The 16,284-nt window shown below is 68.0% G+C and carries 16 protein-coding genes; 4 read left to right on the forward strand and 12 right to left on the reverse strand.

The features are described from left to right. Positions 1–23: 23 nt before the first annotated feature. Together BMX29_RS08250 and coaD are read left to right on the forward strand one after the other, a co-directional pair. The gene (locus BMX29_RS08250) at positions 24–461 is read left to right on the forward strand and encodes a CBS domain-containing protein (protein ID WP_043841621.1); all 438 of its coding nucleotides are present in this window, start codon (positions 24–26) and stop codon (positions 459–461) included. Between the two features lie 92 nt (positions 462–553). After that, entirely contained in the window at positions 554–1,057 is a 504-nt protein-coding gene (gene coaD / locus BMX29_RS08255; RefSeq protein ID WP_092811845.1) for a pantetheine-phosphate adenylyltransferase, read from the forward strand. Here coaD and BMX29_RS18790 read toward each other — a convergent pair. The 11 genes from BMX29_RS18790 to BMX29_RS08300 all read right to left on the reverse strand — a co-directional run bounded on the left by BMX29_RS18790 (position 1,042) and on the right by BMX29_RS08300 (position 12,296). Next, positions 1,042–1,194: a glyceraldehyde-3-phosphate dehydrogenase gene (locus tag BMX29_RS18790; RefSeq protein ID WP_112324728.1), complete on the reverse strand. Its 153-nt coding sequence runs from the start codon at positions 1,192–1,194 to the stop codon at positions 1,042–1,044. The two genes, coaD and BMX29_RS18790, sit on opposite strands and share 16 nt — an antisense overlap. Positions 1,195–1,718: 524 nt before the next feature. Beyond that, the gene (gene gap / locus BMX29_RS08260; protein ID WP_043841616.1) at positions 1,719–2,720 is read right to left on the reverse strand and encodes a type I glyceraldehyde-3-phosphate dehydrogenase; all 1,002 of its coding nucleotides are present in this window, start codon (positions 2,718–2,720) and stop codon (positions 1,719–1,721) included. A gap of 110 nt (positions 2,721–2,830) precedes the next feature. Further along, positions 2,831–2,974: a hypothetical protein gene (locus BMX29_RS19190; protein ID WP_175471159.1), complete on the reverse strand. Its 144-nt coding sequence runs from the start codon at positions 2,972–2,974 to the stop codon at positions 2,831–2,833. Positions 2,975–3,060: 86 nt separating this feature from the next. Further along, positions 3,061–4,041 (reverse strand): aldose epimerase family protein, encoded by a 981-nt coding sequence (locus BMX29_RS08265; RefSeq protein ID WP_092811847.1) that lies wholly within the window; start codon positions 4,039–4,041, stop codon positions 3,061–3,063. 19 nt (positions 4,042–4,060) lie between these two features. Beyond that, positions 4,061–4,960 carry a 2-dehydro-3-deoxygalactonokinase gene (locus BMX29_RS08270; protein ID WP_043841611.1) on the reverse strand — a complete coding sequence of 300 codons (900 nt, stop codon included), beginning with the start codon at positions 4,958–4,960 and terminating at the stop codon, positions 4,061–4,063. A 98-nt stretch (positions 4,961–5,058) separates the two neighbouring features. Continuing rightward, positions 5,059–6,405: an NADP-specific glutamate dehydrogenase gene (gene gdhA / locus BMX29_RS08275; protein WP_092811849.1), complete on the reverse strand. Its 1,347-nt coding sequence runs from the start codon at positions 6,403–6,405 to the stop codon at positions 5,059–5,061. Positions 6,406–6,491: 86 nt separating this feature from the next. Then, positions 6,492–7,112 (reverse strand): YitT family protein, encoded by a 621-nt coding sequence (locus tag BMX29_RS08280; protein WP_043841607.1) that lies wholly within the window; start codon positions 7,110–7,112, stop codon positions 6,492–6,494. A gap of 208 nt (positions 7,113–7,320) precedes the next feature. Next, complete coding sequence (locus BMX29_RS08285; protein ID WP_043841605.1) at positions 7,321–8,535, reverse strand: NADP-dependent isocitrate dehydrogenase; 1,215 nt, start codon at positions 8,533–8,535, stop codon at positions 7,321–7,323. 172 nt (positions 8,536–8,707) lie between these two features. Continuing rightward, a complete protein-coding gene (locus BMX29_RS08290) occupies positions 8,708–9,925 on the reverse strand; it encodes a multidrug effflux MFS transporter (RefSeq protein WP_092811851.1) in 1,218 nt (405 codons plus the stop codon). A 144-nt stretch (positions 9,926–10,069) separates the two neighbouring features. Beyond that, positions 10,070–10,717: a DsbA family oxidoreductase gene (locus BMX29_RS08295; protein ID WP_043841601.1), complete on the reverse strand. Its 648-nt coding sequence runs from the start codon at positions 10,715–10,717 to the stop codon at positions 10,070–10,072. 28 nt (positions 10,718–10,745) lie between these two features. After that, positions 10,746–12,296, reverse strand: coding sequence for a class I adenylate-forming enzyme family protein (locus BMX29_RS08300; protein WP_092811853.1), 1,551 nt, complete (start codon positions 12,294–12,296; stop codon positions 10,746–10,748). 65 nt (positions 12,297–12,361) lie between these two features. Between BMX29_RS08300 and BMX29_RS08305 the strand changes: the two genes are divergently transcribed. After that, entirely contained in the window at positions 12,362–12,985 is a 624-nt protein-coding gene (locus tag BMX29_RS08305; RefSeq protein WP_043841598.1) for a helix-turn-helix domain-containing protein, read from the forward strand. 261 nt (positions 12,986–13,246) lie between these two features. Here BMX29_RS08305 and BMX29_RS08310 read toward each other — a convergent pair whose 3' ends face one another. Beyond that, a complete protein-coding gene (locus BMX29_RS08310) occupies positions 13,247–14,971 on the reverse strand; it encodes an extracellular solute-binding protein (RefSeq protein WP_092811993.1) in 1,725 nt (574 codons plus the stop codon). A 488-nt stretch (positions 14,972–15,459) separates the two neighbouring features. On the opposite strand from BMX29_RS08310, the gene BMX29_RS08315 reads away from it, so the two are divergent. Beyond that, positions 15,460–16,239: a 3-hydroxybutyrate dehydrogenase gene (locus BMX29_RS08315; RefSeq protein ID WP_092811855.1), complete on the forward strand. Its 780-nt coding sequence runs from the start codon at positions 15,460–15,462 to the stop codon at positions 16,237–16,239. The last annotated feature ends 45 nt before the right edge of the window (positions 16,240–16,284 follow it).

The raw sequence follows: 16,284 nt of genomic DNA on the forward strand, positions 1-16,284 counted from the left end.
CGCGACGGACGAGGAGGCCCTTCATGCAGGTGCAGCACATTCTGAAGAACAAGGCGGATGACGGCGTGGTGACGGTGACGCCGGGCACAAGCCTGCACGCCGCCGCCAAGATTTTGGCCGAGCGGCGGATCGGCACGGTGATCGTGTCCGAGGACGGCATCACCCCGCAGGGCATCCTGTCGGAGCGCGACATCGTGCGCTGCCTGTCGGCCAAGGGGGCGTCATGCCTCGATGCGCCGGTCGAGGATCACATGACCCGCGATCTCAAGACCTGCGCGCGCAACGATGACGCCGTCGACGTGCTGGGCCGGATGACCGAGGGACGCTTCCGCCACATGCCCGTGGTCGAGGACGGCAAGCTCGTGGGGCTGATCACGATCGGCGACACCGTCAAGGCACGGCTGACCGAACTGGCGATGGAGAAGGACGCGCTCGAGGGGATGATCTCCAACACCTGGTAAGGCGTCGGCGCCGGCCCGGGCCCGAACCGCTTGCATTCACCGACGCAATATTGTTGCGTGCGGCGAAGTATGCGCAGGGCAGGGAGGGCGCGATGACCACCGGACTCTATCCCGGGACGTTCGATCCGATCACGCTCGGGCATATCGACATCATCCGGCGGGCCACGATCCTCGTGGACAAGCTGGTCATCGGCGTCGCGATCAACCGGGACAAGGGCCCGCTCTTCGATCTTGATGAGCGGGTCGCAATGATCGAGCGCGAATGTGCCGCCTTGGCCGACGAGACCGGGACCGAGATCGTCGTCCACCCGTTCGAGAACCTGCTCATCGACTGCGCCCGCGACGTGGGCGCCCAGGTCATCGTGCGGGGCCTGCGCGCCGTCGCGGATTTCGAATACGAGTTCCAGATGGTCGGCATGAACCGCGCACTGGATCACTCGATCGAGACCGTCTTCCTCATGGCCGAGGCGCGCCACCAGGCCATCGCCTCCAAGCTCGTGAAGGAGATCGCGCGGCTGCGCGGGGACGTGGCGAACTTCGTCACGCCCGCCGTGCGCGAGGCGCTGGTCGAGAAGTTCTCTCAGACCGCGCCGTAGACCGCGCGACGCGCCACGGCGCGCTCTGCGCCGGCGATGTCGAGATCCAGCGCCACGTCCAGGGGCAGGGACCGCAGCTCGCGCAGGGTCCGGCGATAGCTGGCATAGGACTTCAGGTTGGTGAACACGGTGCGCATGGGGGCCTCCGTCGCGTTTGTGTCGAACCTCCCTCGCCGCACCAGATGCGATGGATACGCGCGTCCCACAACGCCCCTCGATGTTCCACCGGGCATGTTCGCAGTGCATGGCGGCGCTAACGGAGCGTTAGGAGGTCGGGCGCTAATGTGACCGCAGGACCCTTTTGGCAGGAGAATCCTGATGGACGGCACGACGCCCATCGCCACGACGAGCTTCGCTCGCGGCGACGCACCGACATGCATCCGATCACGGCCCGGAGGCGGCCACGCAGCCGGGCCGGGCCGACTTCGCCCGGGCCCTTGCCCGCGGCTCCGTGCAGGGCCTCGCGCTCGAGGCGCCCTTTCGCGCGCCACCGCCGGTCAGTCAGCAAACGCTGCCACCCGCGGGGCAGGGCTACGCCGCCGCGCGCGAGGCCATGCCCGGCGAACGGTAGGGCCGTCGTCCCGATCCGTGGAAGAAGGAAAGGGGCGCGCCATTGGCACGCCCCCTTCCGAAATCCTGTATATCGCGCCCGGTGCGCGGTTCAGAGCTTGCCCATCGCCACCGCGGTGTCGGACATCCGGCTCGAGAAGCCCCACTCGTTGTCGTACCAGCTCAGCACGCGCACGAAATTGCCGTCCATGACCTTGGTCTGGTCCGTGGCGAAGATCGACGAATGCGAGTCGTGGTTGAAGTCCTGGCTGACCAGCTTGTGGTCGGTCACACCGAGAATACCCTTGAGCGGCCCGTTGCCCGCGGCGGCCTTGATCGCCTCGTTGATCTCCTCGGCGGTGGTGTCGCGCGAGGCCTCGAAGGTGAAGTCGACCACCGACACGTTCGGCGTCGGAACCCGGATCGCCACGCCGTCGAGCTTGCCGTTGAGTTCGGGGAGAACGAGGCCCACCGCCTTCGCCGCGCCGGTCGAGGTCGGGATCATCGACAGCGCCGCGGCCCGCGCGCGGTAGAGGTCCTTGTGCATGGTGTCCAGCGTCGGCTGGTCGCCGGTGTAGGAGTGGATCGTCGTCATGAAGCCGCGGGTGATGCCGATCGTGTCGTTCAGCACCTTGGCCACCGGCGCGAGACAGTTGGTGGTGCAAGATGCGTTCGAGATCACGGTGTCGTCCGCGGTCAGGCTGTCGTGGTTCACGCCGTAGACGATGGTCTTGTGCGCCTCCGAGCACGGCGCGGACACGAGCACCCGCTTGGAGCCGTTCTCGAGGTGCATCGCGGCCTTCTCGCGAGAGGTGAAGATGCCGGTGCACTCGAGGGCGATATCCACGTCGGACCAGGGCAGTTCCTTGGGGTCGCGGATCGCCGTCACCTTGATCGGGCCGCGGCCGACGTCGATGGCGTCGCCCTCGACGCTCACCGGGTGGGGGAAGCGGCCGTGGACGCTGTCGTATTGCAGCAGGTGGGCGTTGGTCTCGACCGGGCCGAGGTCGTTGATGGCCACCACCTCGATGTCGGTGCGGCCGGATTCCACGATGCTGCGCAGCACGTTGCGGCCGATACGGCCGAAGCCGTTGATGGCGACTTTGGTGGTCATGCGATCTCTCCTCGGATGAAGTCCGGTCAGAATATGCGTCAGGTCGTTACCGCTAACAAGCGGATCGCTCCTCCGAGGTCAAGGTGACGGTGCCAGCGGCGGTGTCAAGCTCAGCGCCAGAAAGCGACCCAGTCGAGAAAGACGACCGCGCGCCGGGCGAGGAACAGCAGGTGATCGCCGTCCCAGACCGAGAGGTCGATGGCCGCGGCGGCTACGATGGCGAGGCCGAGAGCGATGGCGATTGCATTGGTCACGGGAAGGCACGGGCCGGATGCTGTTGCGGGGTCATCCGGTCATGCCAGAGCGTGCGCGTTCTGTCCACGCGGGCAAGGGCTGGCGGTCAGACCTGCGCGAAGGCGAAGCGGCTGAACTGGCGATAGGTCTCGCCGGGAAAAAGGTCGACCTGCGCGCGCATTCCTTGGTTCGCGGCGTCCACCCAGGCCTGCGGCTCAAGCGCGACGCCTGCCCGCGGCCCGTAGCCGCGGCCGTCGAGGCCGGTGCCCGCGGACACGCGCAATCCGCCGCCGTCATAGACCTGAAGGCCCGGCTCTGTGGTCTCGAGACGCATCTCGACGTCGCCCGCGCGCAGGATCGCGGCGGGGTGGGGGGCACCGCGTCGCTCTTCGGAGAGGCAGAAATTGTGGTCGATCCCTTCGGGCGGCATCGCCCCGCCGCGCAGGTCGAAGGGGGTGCCGGACACGTCCTGCGGCGGGCGGTCCGGGATCTGGCCTTCGTCCACCGCCTGGTAGCGGTCGGCATCCACGAAGAGCAGGTGATCGTCCGTCGTCGCCGCGCCGGAGAGGTTGAAGAACATGTGCGGTGCGAAGCTGCAGAGCGTTGGCGCGTCGGTGGTGGCGGTGATCTCCACCTCCAGTGCGGCGTCCACCAGCGCGTAGCGGACCTGCACGTCGAGCGCGCCGGGAAAGCCCATGTGCCCGTCGGCCAGGCGGTCGGCGAGGATGACATGGGCGGGGCCCGCCTCGACCAGGGTCCACAGCCGACGGCCTGACCCGTCGGCTCCGCCGTGCAGAGTGCGCTTGCCGCCCTCGTTCCGGTCGAATCGGTGCATCTCTCCGGCGATCTCCGCCTGCCCGTGGGCAATGCGGTTGGCCACGCGGCCGACGATGGCGCCGAGATAGGGAAAGCCCTCGGGGTAGGCCTGCGGGTCGTCGAGGCCGAGGATCAGCGGCCGGTCGACCCCGGCGAGGCGGAGGTCGCGAACCGAGGCGCCGAAGGTCACCACGCTCGCGCGGAGGGTGCCGTTGTCCAGCGTGACCGCCTTGATGATCCGTCCGTCCGGGGTCTCGCCCGCGTCGATCATGACTCTTCTCCGGGGCCGGTCAGGCCCGTTCCAACAGCGTGCGCCGCGCCGCACCGAGACCGGCCAGCGTCATCGCCTCCCAGTCGCGCGACGTGGCCTGCACGCCCTGTTTCGCCAGCGCCGCCGAGTAGAGCTTCACCGGGTCCTCGACGCCGACGATGCGCACGGCCTGACCCAGCCAGTAGGGCTTGGCGGCGGCCAGTTCGACGCCGATGAGCAGGCCCCAGAGCCGTGCGCGCGCGGCTTCCGACGGCAGGTCGTCCAGCAGCGCCTCGGCACGCAGGCGGAACGCATCGGATGCCAGCGCCGCCGGCGTCGACAGCCCGCGGTCCAGCCCGGCCTGGAACTCCGCCTCGTCCCAGCCCTCTTGCCCGACGCTCAGACGCAGGACGGATTGGGTGGACAACAGCTTGACCAGCTCGGCCGTCATGAAGGTTCGGAAGCTCACAACTTCGCCCGCGCTGATCTGGGCCCAGATCGTGTGCAGCCCGGGCAGGCAGACGATTCCGTCGAAATCCGGCTCTTCGGCCAGCACGCCCGAGATCCGGACCTCTTCGCCACGCATGACGTCGGCGGGCGAGGCCTGACTCATGCCTGGAAGGACGTGGACGGCGAGGCGCGGATCGCGCAGCTTGGGGCGCACGGCGATGGCAGCAGAGGGCGGAGCGGCGGGAACGGGGGCGTAGGGCGCCTCGATCCAGCCCTGCCGGGCGCCCACCATGCCGCAGGCGATCACCGGCGTCGTGCGGTCCGTGGGGAGGCGGTTGCGCAGAAGGCCAAGCAGGGTCGGCTCGTAATCCTCGGGAAGCAGCACGCCCATGCCCTGATCGCTGAGCATGGTGTTCAGAACGGTGCCGTCAGCCTCCATTTCCCAGAGTTGCAGATGCGTGGTTCCCCAATCCGCTGCAATCCAGTCCATGTCGGCCCCTTCTTCCGATGTGGCGGCGGCCGCGCTTGGTCGAGTCGCGCGTGCCGGCTTCGTCAGGCCTATCGCGCCCGCCGCCGGGATGAAAGCAATCAGACGATACCGTAGGAGCAGACCGCCCTTGCAACGTGGCGATAGCCCGCGACGTTCGCGCCCCGCCGATAGTCCGGCGACGTGCCATCGGTGTCGGCCTCTTCGGCCACGGTGTCGTGGATGTCGCGCATGATGTTGCGCAGCGCCTCGTCCACCTGCTCGGCGGTCATGAAACGCCCCTGCGCGTTCTGGCTCATTTCGAGACCCGAGACCGCGACGCCGCCGGCGTTGGCGGCCTTGCCCGGGGCCTGAACGACGCCCGCGCGGTCGAGCTCGGCGATGGCATCCGAGGTCAGCGGCATGTTCGCGCCCTCGGCCAGAAGCGTCACGCCGCTGTCGGCTACGGCCTTGGCGGCGTCGGCGTCCATTTCGTTCTGGGTGGCGCAGGGCAGGGCGATGTCGGCCTCGGTGCCCCAGGGCAGCGCCCCGTCCTTCCACTCGAGGCCGAACTCCGAGGGCGGGCTGGCGATGTCCTCGCCCACGGCCTTGCGCTCTTCGACCCACGCCACGGCGGCGCGGCTGAAGCCGTCCGGGGCATACAGCGTTCCGGACGTGTCCGACAGCGTGACCACGATACCGCCCTGGTCTATGGCCTTTTCGGCGGCATGGGTCGACACGTTGCCCTTGCCCGAGATCACGATGCGCTTGCCCTCGATGCTCTCGCCGGCGGCGTTCAACATGCAGTCGACGAAGTAGACGAGGCCGTAGCCCGTGGCCTCGGTCCGCAGGATCGAGCCGCCGAAGGCCGGGCCCTTGCCGGTCAGCGCGCCGTGAAACAGGCCCTTCTGCCGCTTGTAGGCCCCGAAGAGCCAGCCGATCTCGCGCGTGCCGACGTTGATGTCGCCCGCGGGCACGTCCACGTCGGGGCCGATATGCGGGGCGAGCTCGGCCATGAAGGCCTGGCAGAACCGCATGACCTCGGCCTCCGATCGACCCGAGGGATCGAAGTCCGAGCCGCCCTTGGCGCCGCCCAGCGGAAGGCCGGTCAGGGCGTTCTTGAAGATCTGCTCGAAGGCCAGGAACTTGAGCACCGACGGCGTGACCGTGGGGTGAAAGCGCAGGCCGCCCTTGTAGGGACCGATCGCGTTCGACATCTGTACGCGCCAGCCGCGGTTGATCTGCACGGCCCCGTCATCGTCCTCCCATACGACGCGGAACTGGATCAGGCGGTCGGGCTCGGTCAGACGTTCGAGCACGCGGGCATCGGCATAGCCGGAATGGGCCTTCTCGACCGTGAGGACGTCGGCAGCGACCTCCTCGACGGCCTGCAGGAACTCGTCCTGCCCGGCATTGCGGTCGCGTACGTTCTGCATGAACTTTTCGACGAGGGCGTCGCGTCGGTCCATCATCGTTTCCTTTCGTGTCCGGATGGCCGCGCGGGGAGGGGCGCGGCCGTCGACGGGCCAACGCGCGAGGCGGGGCCCGGGTCCGGTCACGATCGGGCGATGTATCGGTCGTTGCGGTGGTTTATCGTGATGATGATGTTCAGGATGACCGCGCCGAACAGCGACCAGGCCACGATCTCCCAAGGGAAGAGGAAGAGCGCGATGGCGAAGACGCAGAGGTCGAAGGCGAGCTGCGTGTTGCCCGCCCTGATCCCGCGCGTGTCCTGAAGCCAGAGTGCCACGATCCCCACGCCGCCCAGCGTCGCGCCGTGGCGGAAGAGACCCAGAAGCCCCATCCCGGCGCAAAGCCCGAACAGCGCGGCCCCCACGGCCGGGTGCAGAGGCTCGACCCTCAGCACCAGTGGCATGAGGTCCGCCATGGCCGACATCGACGTGACAGCGACGAAGTTCTTGACCGTGAAGCGCCAGCCCATCTGCCGGATCGCCAGCCAGTAGAATGGCAGGTTGAGAACGAAGAACGCGACGCCGAACGTGATGTTCGTGGGATAGGAGACCACCAGCGCGAGACCCGCGATCTGCCCCGTGATGAGGTCGGAGGCGCGTAGGAACTGGATCGAGAGCGCGACGAGCGTGCAGCCGATCATCATGCCCTGGATGTCCTCGGACAGGGTGTGACGGTCGGGCGGCGGCGTGTCGAGCAGGATCATGCGGCAAGAATGACGCGGGCGCGCCGGGGTTCAAGGCATCGCGGTCGGTGACCTTGCGCCACGGGCGCGACGGCACGCCGGGCTGCCGCTTTGCTGGGCGGAGGGCGGCGGAACGCGAGCGCCGCCCTGGTCATGGCCGTCCCCGGGGTGCCAGCTTCGGCGCAATCCGTGGCCCGGTCCCCGATACATCGGAACCGCGATCGCCGCCTCAGGCGCCGAGCGCGCGGTCGAGGTTCTCGTCCACCTTGTCGAGGAAACCTGTGGTGGTCAGCCAGCCCTGTTCGGGGCCGACGAGCAGCGCGAGGTCCTTGGTCATGTGACCTGCCTCGACGGTATCGACCACGACCTTCTCCAGCGTCTCGGCGAAACCGCGCAGCGCGGCGTTGTCGTCGAGCTTGGCACGATGCTTCAGCCCACCGGCCCAGGCGAAGATCGAGGCGACCGAGTTGGTCGACGTGGCCTCTCCGCGCTGGTGCTGGCGGTAGTGGCGGGTGACGGTGCCGTGGGCGGCCTCGGCCTCCACGATGCGGCCGTCCGGGGTCATAAGCTGCGAGGCCATGAGCCCGAGCGAGCCGAAGCCCTGCGCCACGGTGTCGGACTGCACGTCGCCATCGTAGTTCTTCGTCGCCCAGACGAAGCCCCCGTTCCACTTCATCGCGCAGGCCACCATGTCGTCGATCAGGCGGTGCTGGTAGCCGATGCCCTTTGCCTCGAACCGCTGTCGGAACTCGGCGTCGTAGACCTCCTGGAAGATGTCCATGAAGCGGCCGTCATAGGCCTTGAGGATGGTGTTCTTGGTCGACAGGTAGACCGGCCACCCGAGATCCAGCCCGTAGTTGAACGAGGCGCGCGCGAAGTCGCGGATCGAGTCGTCGAGGTTGTACATCCCCATGAACACGCCGGCGGACGGAGCGTCATAGACCTCGCGTTCGATGACCTCGCCGTCGTCGCCCACGAACTTCATGGTCAGCTTGCCCTTGCCGGGAAAGCGGAAGTCCGTCGCGCGATACTGGTCACCGAAGGCGTGGCGCCCGATGACGATGGGGCGCGTCCATCCGGGCACGAGCCGCGGCACGTTGCGGCAGATGATCGGCTGGCGGAAAACCACGCCGCCAAGGATGTTGCGGATCGTGCCGTTGGGCGAGCGCCACATCTTCTTGAGGCCGAATTCCTCGACCCGCGCCTCGTCGGGCGTGATGGTCGCGCATTTGACCGCGCATCCGACGTCGCGCGTCTTTTCCGCCGCCTCGACGGTGACCTGGTCTTCGGTGCGGTCCCGCTCCTCGATCCCGAGATCGTAGTAGAGCAGGTCGATGTCGAGATAGGGCAGGATCAGCTTGGTCTTGATGAAATCCCACATGATGCGGGTCATCTCGTCGCCGTCCATCTCGACGATGGGGTTCTCGACCTTGATCTTGGACATGCGCGGGGCTCCTTCGCGGACCGGGTGAGCTCGCCGCCGCTCTATCGCATGGGGGACGTTAAAGAAATATGTGTATGCGACAGTATACCGATTTTCCGCGTCAATCTGCCCTCCGCGTCGGCCGCGTGCGCCGGCCTGCCCAAGGCGTGGGCAGGGTGCGCGCGCGAACCGCTCAGGCCGCGGCGGGGAGCGCGGCCTCGACCCGGCGCAGGTGCAGCATCAGCGTGACGGCGAGCGTCGCCTCGATCGCCATGGCCACCGACAGCGGCAGCGGGGTGCCGTCGAACATGAGGCCCACAGGGATCGCAAGGATCACCGCGCCCACGGTCGCGCAGGCGCCGATCAGGCTGGCCGCGAGACCCGCGATGTGGCCGAGCGGCTCCATCGCGATGGCGTTGAGGTTGCCGATGCAGAGGCCGGCCATGAAGAACACCGTCGCCTGCCAGAACACGAAGGCCGCAAAGTAGGCCTGATCCGGGATCGACGCGAGGCTCAGGATCACCAGCGTGGTCGACGTCGCCGCCTGCACCACGAGGATCGAGGTCACGATCCGCCGCATCCCCACGCGCACCACGATGGACGCGTTGAGCAGGCTCGCCGTGCCCGCCGCCAGCGCCACGCCGCCAAACCAGAGCGGGAACTGGTCGCCGCGTCCGAAGGTCACGTCGTAGACCTGCTGCACCGACGACAGCATCGAGAACATCATCCCAAAGGTCAGGACCTGCACCACGATCGAGATCCGCACCACCGGGTGCGAGAACATCTCTTGCGTGGCCGAGACCAGCGCGGCCGCCCGGAACGGGCGCCGCTGCTCGGGGGGATGAGTTTCGGGCAGGCGGATCATCAGCCACACCGCAGAGATTATCGAGAACACGACGAAGCTGCCGAAGACGCCGCGCCAGCCGGCGAACGAGATGATGACCGCGCCGAGGCTCGGCGCCAGCGCCGGCACCAGCGTGAAGACGATCATGACGAAGGACATGATCCGCGCCATCTCGCGTCCCGCCACGAGGTCGCGGATGATCGCCAGCGCCACCACGCGTGGACCGGCCGCGCCGAGGCCCTGCACCAGTCGCGCGGCCAGCAAGACCTCGAGCGTCTGCGCCCGCGCGGCGATGAGCGACGCGACGCAGTAAAGCACCGCGCCCGCGATCACGATGCGCTTGCGTCCGAAGCTGTCCGACAGTGGGCCGGTGAAGAAGGTGCCGATGCCCATCCCCAGAACGAAGACGGTCAGGATCAGCTGCGCCGCGTTGACGTTGTCGGGGGTCAGCGCGTCGGCGATCTCGGGCAGGGCGGGCAGCATCGAGTCGATCGAGAACGCGATGGTCGCGAACATCATCGCGATCAGGGCGATGAACTCGGCGCGGCGGATGGGGAGGGCGGACATGAGACTTCTCTCGGACGGACGAATGCCCGGTTCAGGTAGCACCGCGCCCTTAAGGAAACCAGTCGGTATCCAGTGCGCTGGCGCACAGGAGCGCGGGCCGATCCGCTCGGAACATGCGCGCCGGGGAAGACGCGCAGCGCGGGCTCACTCGATCGCGCCGTCCCTGATCTCGGCGATCACCTTGGCCCAGAGCTCGGGCGGCTGCGCGCCCGGCACCGCGTGCTTTCCGCCGACGATGAAGGTCGGCGCGCCTGTCACGCCCATCTCGCGCGCGGCGGCATCGCGGTTCCGGATCTCCTCGATGTCGGCATCCGCCTCGAAGAGCCGCAGCACGAGAGAGGCGTCCAGCCCGATGCCGTCGGAGATGTCCGCCAGAACCTCCCGGTCGCCGATGTCGCGGCCTTCGCGGAAATAGGCGCGGAAGATCGACGAGACCGCCGCCGCCTGACGCCCTTCGATGCCGGCCCAGTGGATCAGCCGATGCGCGTCGAGGGTGGAGGGTGTGCGCTCGATCTTGTCCAGTTCCAGCGACAGCCCCGCGGCCTCGGCCTGCTCCACCACCTCGCGATAGGCGGCGAGCGCGGCCTCCTTGCCGCCGAACTTGGCCTCGAGATACGCGCGGCGATCCATGCCCTCGGGTGGCATGTCCGGGTTGAGCATGAACGGATGCCAGGAGATCTCGAACGGGTGGTCCGGCGCTTGTTCCAGCGCGCGGTCGAGATGGGCCTTGCCGATGTAGCACCACGGGCAGATCGGGTCGGAGAGGATGTCGAGCTTCACGAGGTCGGGCACTTTCTGGTTTCCGGTTTGCCCGGCTCTATCAGACCGGGCGCGCGGGTGCACCCCTCTCGCCCGTGGAATGTATCGGGTCGCGGAGCGCAGGGAGAGCCCGGCGCTGAAGCTTGCCGTTCGTGCTTTTGGGCAGGGCATCGCAGCGCACCCAGACTCGCGGGCACTTGTAGCGCGCGAGGCGTTCGGATGCGAAGGCGTGGAGCGCGGCGTCGTCCAGCGGCTCGGGGCCGGTCCAGAACGCACCGATGACGCGCACGCCGTCCTTCACCTCGACCTCCGCCGCGCCGACCTCGTCGATGCCGGGATGGGCCAGCAACGCCTCCTCGATCTCGAGCGGCGACACCCTCAGGCCGCCCGCGTTCATCAGGTCGTCCATGCGCCCGAGGTAGGTGATCGTGCCGTCGGCGGCCATCTGGCCCCGGTCGCCGGTCAGGAACCACGAGCCGTTCATCTTCTCGGCGGTGGCTTCGGGCGCATCGACATAACCCAGCATCAGGCCCGGGTCGGTGCGGTCCACGGCGATCTCTCCGGGCGTATCGAGGGGCTCCGGTCCCTCGGGGCCGAGGATCGCGACGCGCCGCCCGTCCTGCGGTCGCCCGAGCGTGCCCGGCGCGGCGGGGCGGTCGGGCGCGGCAGAGATGAAGGTCGAGCATTCCGACATCCCGTAGGCCTCGTAGACCTCGGTGCCGGTGGCCGCGCGCCACGCATCGCGCAGCGCTTCGGGCATTTTTTCGCCCGCCGAGAGCCCATGCCGCAGCTTCGGAAGATCGAACGGCGCGTGCTTGAGCATCTGCCGGTAAACGCCCGGAGCAGCAGCAAAAAGCGTCGCCTCATGGCGCTTGAGAAGAAGCGGCAGCTGGGCCGGAGCAACGCCATCGGCGGGAATGATCGCGGTGGCGCCCGCGGCCCACGGATCCAGCAGGCCGGTGCCAAGCGTGAACGTCCAGTTGAACGCGCCCGCGTGGGCCAGCCGGTCGCTCGGTCGCAGGCCGTACCAGCCCTCGACCATCATCCGCCGCGCCCAGACCGCGCGGTGGGCATGGGCGACCGCGCGCGGAGAACCGGAGGTGCCGGAGGTCATCACGATGTAGGCAAGCCGGTTCGGATCGCCCATCACGATGCCGCCCTGCGGCCCGTCGCGCCACGCGACCATGTCCGAAGTGTCGTAGACCGGGCAGGCCAGGTCGGGGCAGGCGACCCTGGGGTCGCGCAGGACCGCCGACGGGGCGAGGTGATCGGCGATCTTGGCAACCTCACGCTCGGTCAGCTGCGCCGAGGTCGGGACAGGCACGAGGTCGGCGGCGATCGCGCCGAGATAGGCGAGCGGGAACGCCACGTCGTTGCCGAGGCGCATGAGCACGCGCTCGCCGGGGCCGAGGCCCTGCGCGCGAAGACCGTGCGCGATACCGAGCACCGCGGCGCGCAGGCGCCCGTAGCTCCAGCGCTCGGCGCCGGTCGGGGCCACGATCGCCAGCGCGACCTTGTCGGGGTCGGCGGTGCCGGCCTCCAGCACGTGGGCGGTGAGGTTGAAGGGCGTGGGCACGGGCGGCGGCGGTCCGCCATCGAAGATCGCTTGCATGGCCCCGACCTAGCCGCGCTGCGCCGCGTCTTGCAAGCGCCACAAGCGCCGCCTAAGAGCGATCCATGCCCGACCGCGACCCCAGAAGCCTGATCCGCATCGCCCGCGAAGGCGGCCTCGAAGAGGACGGCGCGCCCCTCGATCTCGGCGCCCGCGTGCGCGAGCTCCGCAAGGCGCGCGACTGGACGCTGGAGCAGGCCGCGCGGCAGGCGGGGCTTGCGCGCTCGACCCTGTCGAAGATCGAGAACGGGCAGATGTCGCCGACCTACGACGCGCTCCGCAAGCTTGCCACGGGGTTGGAGATCTCGGTGCCGCAGCTCTTTACCCCGCCGACGCGGGACAAGGTGAACGGCCGGCTGTCGGTGACCAAGGAGGGCGCGGGCGTGGCGCAGGCCACCGCCACCTACGAGCACACGCTGCTGGCCGAGACGCTCACCAAGAAGCAGATGCTGCCCTACCGCGCCCGTGTCCGGGCCCGGTCGATGGACGAGTTCGACGGCTGGGTGCGCCACGACGGCGAGGAGTTCCTGTACGTCTTGACCGGCGCGGTGCGGCTTTACACCGAGTTCTACGAGCCGATCGAGATGCGCCGCGGCGACAGCGCCTATTACGACGCGACGATGGGACACAACGTGGTGTCGGTCAGCGAGGATGACGCAACGATCCTTTGGGTGACCTCGCTGGTCTGAACCGGGCCGTGACCGGGAAACGGTGCTCTGCCCCTCTTGGCCGCGGGTGCCGCGGCCAATTCACCCCGGAGTACTTTCGACGAGAAGAATGACGGGGCCACGTGCTGGCGGGCGGGGCATGTCGCCGCAAGGGGCGCTGGCCCTCCTGCGCCTGCGACGCAATTCGCCCCGCGGCAATCGTGCCCGGGAAGGGGCCGAGCCGGGCTGCCTGGGGCGTCGGTGGCGAGCATCGCCACGACTGGAGCCGGCCCCGGGGCCAGTTCAGCCGTCGTCCTCCCACCACCAGACGTCGGGGTGGAAGTTGATGAAGTCGCCGTAGATCGGGATGCGGTCGGGGAAGTGCAGCTCCTTCACATGGGCGATGCGGCTTTCGCGCCATTGGTAGATCGGGATCACGTAGCGCCCCGCGGTCAGCACGCGGTCGAGAGCGCGGGTCGCTGCGGTGAAATCCTCGCGGCTCTCGGAGGTGAGGATCGTGTCGATCATCGCATCCACCGCCGGGCTTTGCACGCCCATCCAATTCATCGAGCCGGGCGTGTCCGCGGCGGCCGCGCCCCAGTAGAGCTTCTGCTCGTTTCCGGGGCTGAGCGACAGGCCGCGGGTGTAGAAGGTCATGTCGAAGTCGAACGCCTCGGTGCGGCGGTTGAACTGCGCGCGGTCGACGCGGCTGACGTCGACTTCGATTCCCATGCGCTCGAGCGCGGGCAGGTAGAGGTCGACGATGGTGCCGACGTCGGCCTCGGGGGTGGAGGTGGGCAGCAGGATCTCGAACGATACCGGGTGGCCCTGCGGGTCGAGCATGCGGCCCTGCTCGATCGTGTAGCCGGCCTCTTCCATCAGGCGCATGGCCGCGCGCAGGCCCTGGCGGTTCCGGGCCGAGCCGTCGCCCTCGGGCAGCGTATAACCCTCGAGCGTGCCCGGCGGCAGGTTGTCGGCATAGGGCTGCAGCAGTTGCGCGACCCGGCCCTCGGCGGGGTCATGCGTCATGCCGAGCTGCGAGTTCGAGAAGTAGGAGGTGATCCGCGGCTGGCGGCCGCCGGTCATGGTCTCGTTGATGAACTCGAAGTTGAAGGCCTGGATCATCGCCTCGCGCACGCGCCAGTCCGAGAACAGCGGATTGCGCGTGTTCATCACGAAGCCGGTGATTCCGGTGGGGCGCTTGTGGGGGATCTCGGACTTCACCACCTCGCCCGAGCGCACGGCGGGGAAGTCGTACTGCGTCTCCCAGGTTTCGGCGTTGGTCTCGCGGATCGAGTTGATCTGCCCGGCCTTGAACGCCTCGAAGAGCACCTGTGCGTCGGCGTAGAACTCCATCCGGATGGTGTCGAGATTGGCCTGGCCCTGCATGAACGGCAGGTCGCGGCCCCAGTAATCGGGGTTGCGGGTGAGCTCGACGAATCGGCCCGCCTCGAAATCGGTCACGGTGTAGGGCGCGGTGGCGATGGGGATCGTGTCGAGGCCCGACTGGGTGATGTCCTTGTCGTCCCATTGGGCCTTTTTCAGGATCGGCCGCAGCCCGATCAGCAGTGCCAGCTCGCGGTTCTCGGTGTTGAAGGTGAAGCGCACCGAGCGCGGGCCGGTCTGCTCCATGCTCTCTACCTGGCTCCAGGTGCCGAGGTAGCGCGGGTGTCCCTGCGTGCCGAGCGTCTCGTAGGACCACATCACGTCCTCGATCGTCACCGGCGTGCCGTCGGAAAACGCGGCCTCCTCGCGCAGTGTGAATTCGGTCCACGAGCGGTCGTCGGCCACCTCGATCGATTCGGCGAGAAGGCCGTAAAGGGTGAAGGGCTCGTCGTACGAGCGGCCCATCAGGCTTTCATAGGTGAGAAAGCGCAGCTGCCAGGGTACCGACCCTTTCAGCACGTGCGGGTTCAGGCTGTCGAAACTGCCGACCTCGCCCACGACGATGCGTCCGCCCTTGGGGGCCTCAGGATTGGCGTAGGGCAGGGCCTCGAAGTCGGGGGGCAGGGCCGGTTCGCCATACATGGCAATGCCGTGCCGGGGCTCGGCCCGCGCCTCATGGGGTCCGAAGCCCAGCCCGAGGGCCGCTCCGAGGATCGCGATCGTGCGGAAAATCTGGGTGCGCGTCACGGCGACAATCCCCCTCTGGCCCTGATTTGTGTCGGATTTTCTACGCCGCCTTTTCTTGGCAATCAAACTTTTAGCTTGGCTTCCTGAGGTAGAGGGTCTATGTAAGAAGCACTGCTCGATAGGTTTCTTGCCTGTATGAAACCTGCCTCAATAACTGAACGCCGGCCTTGTGCCGGCGTTTTTTTTGTCTCGAAGCGACGGTGCCCGTGTCATGGCGCAGACCGCGCCCGGTCGCAACCGGGGGGAATCGGGTAGGCGCGGTTGCACGGGGCGTGTGCGCGTCGGCTCGGAGCCGCGACGGAACCAATCCCCTGTCGCCGCTTGTTTTGCAGGTGCAGCGACCGCATGGTCGGCCGCGATCACATTTTCAGGAGATCTTCGGGATGACCCAATCGCTCAAGGGCAAGACCGCTATCGTCACCGGTTCGAATTCGGGAATCGGCCTCGGCGTGGCGCATGAGCTGGCGCGCGCGGGCGCGGACGTGGTGCTGAACTCGTTCACCGACCGCGAAGAGGACCACAAGCTGGCCGCGGACCTCGGCAAGGAGCACGGCGTGACCGCGCGGTACGTGAAGGCCGATCTCTCCAAGCCCGACGAGGCGCGCAACCTGGTGACCTCGGTGGGCGTCTGCGACATTCTCGTGAACAACGCCGGCATCCAGCACGTCGCACCGATCCAGGAGTTCCCGACCGAGAAGTGGGACGCGATCATCGCGATCATGCTGTCGGCCGCGTTCCACACCACCGCCGAGGCGCTGCCGCTCATGCGCAAGGCGGGCTGGGGCCGGGTGGTCAACATCGCTTCGGCGCACGGCCTGACCGCATCGCCCTACAAGGTGGCCTACATTTCGGCCAAGCACGGGCTCGTCGGCATGACCAAGACGGTGGCGCTGGAAACCGCGAAGGAGCCGATCACCGCGAACGCGATCTGTCCGGGCTACGTGAAGACGCCACTGGTCGAGTCGCAGATTCCCGACACCGCGAAGGAATACAACATGACCGAGGAGGAGGCGATCGAGAAGGTCATCCTCGACCGCCAACCCTCGAAGGAGTTCGCCACCGTCGAGCAACTCGGCGGCACGGCGGTGTTCCTGTGCTCGGACGCCGCGGCGCAGATCACCGGCACGACGATCAGCGTCGACGGCGGGTGGACGGCGCTCTGAGCGCGGCCTATGCCCGAAACAAAGGGGCGGGCGGTCGTCCGCCCC

This window comes from Roseivivax marinus (assembly GCF_900109705.1).
Lineage (GTDB): Bacteria > Pseudomonadota > Alphaproteobacteria > Rhodobacterales > Rhodobacteraceae > Roseivivax > Roseivivax marinus.

Excerpts from the sequence above, each read along its gene's own strand:
- BMX29_RS08300 (WP_092811853.1), bottom strand. The coding sequence starts at position 12,296 with ATGCAAGCGATCTTCGATGGCGGACCGCCGCCGCCCGTGCCCACGCCC.
- BMX29_RS08265 (WP_092811847.1), bottom strand. The coding sequence starts at position 4,041 with ATGATCGACGCGGGCGAGACCCCGGACGGACGGATCATCAAGGCGGTC.
- BMX29_RS08315 (WP_092811855.1), top strand. The coding sequence starts at position 15,460 with ATGACCCAATCGCTCAAGGGCAAGACCGCTATCGTCACCGGTTCGAAT.
- BMX29_RS08270 (WP_043841611.1), bottom strand. The coding sequence starts at position 4,960 with ATGGACTGGATTGCAGCGGATTGGGGAACCACGCATCTGCAACTCTGG.
- BMX29_RS08305 (WP_043841598.1), top strand. The coding sequence starts at position 12,362 with ATGCCCGACCGCGACCCCAGAAGCCTGATCCGCATCGCCCGCGAAGGC.
- coaD (WP_092811845.1), top strand. The coding sequence starts at position 554 with ATGACCACCGGACTCTATCCCGGGACGTTCGATCCGATCACGCTCGGG.
- BMX29_RS08290 (WP_092811851.1), bottom strand. The coding sequence starts at position 9,925 with ATGTCCGCCCTCCCCATCCGCCGCGCCGAGTTCATCGCCCTGATCGCG.
- gap (WP_043841616.1), bottom strand. The coding sequence starts at position 2,720 with ATGACCACCAAAGTCGCCATCAACGGCTTCGGCCGTATCGGCCGCAAC.
- BMX29_RS08250 (WP_043841621.1), top strand. The coding sequence starts at position 24 with ATGCAGGTGCAGCACATTCTGAAGAACAAGGCGGATGACGGCGTGGTG.
- BMX29_RS08280 (WP_043841607.1), bottom strand. The coding sequence starts at position 7,112 with ATGATCCTGCTCGACACGCCGCCGCCCGACCGTCACACCCTGTCCGAG.
- gdhA (WP_092811849.1), bottom strand. The coding sequence starts at position 6,405 with ATGGACCGACGCGACGCCCTCGTCGAAAAGTTCATGCAGAACGTACGC.
- BMX29_RS08285 (WP_043841605.1), bottom strand. The coding sequence starts at position 8,535 with ATGTCCAAGATCAAGGTCGAGAACCCCATCGTCGAGATGGACGGCGAC.
- BMX29_RS18790 (WP_112324728.1), bottom strand. The coding sequence starts at position 1,194 with ATGCGCACCGTGTTCACCAACCTGAAGTCCTATGCCAGCTATCGCCGG.
- BMX29_RS08310 (WP_092811993.1), bottom strand. The coding sequence starts at position 14,971 with ATGTATGGCGAACCGGCCCTGCCCCCCGACTTCGAGGCCCTGCCCTAC.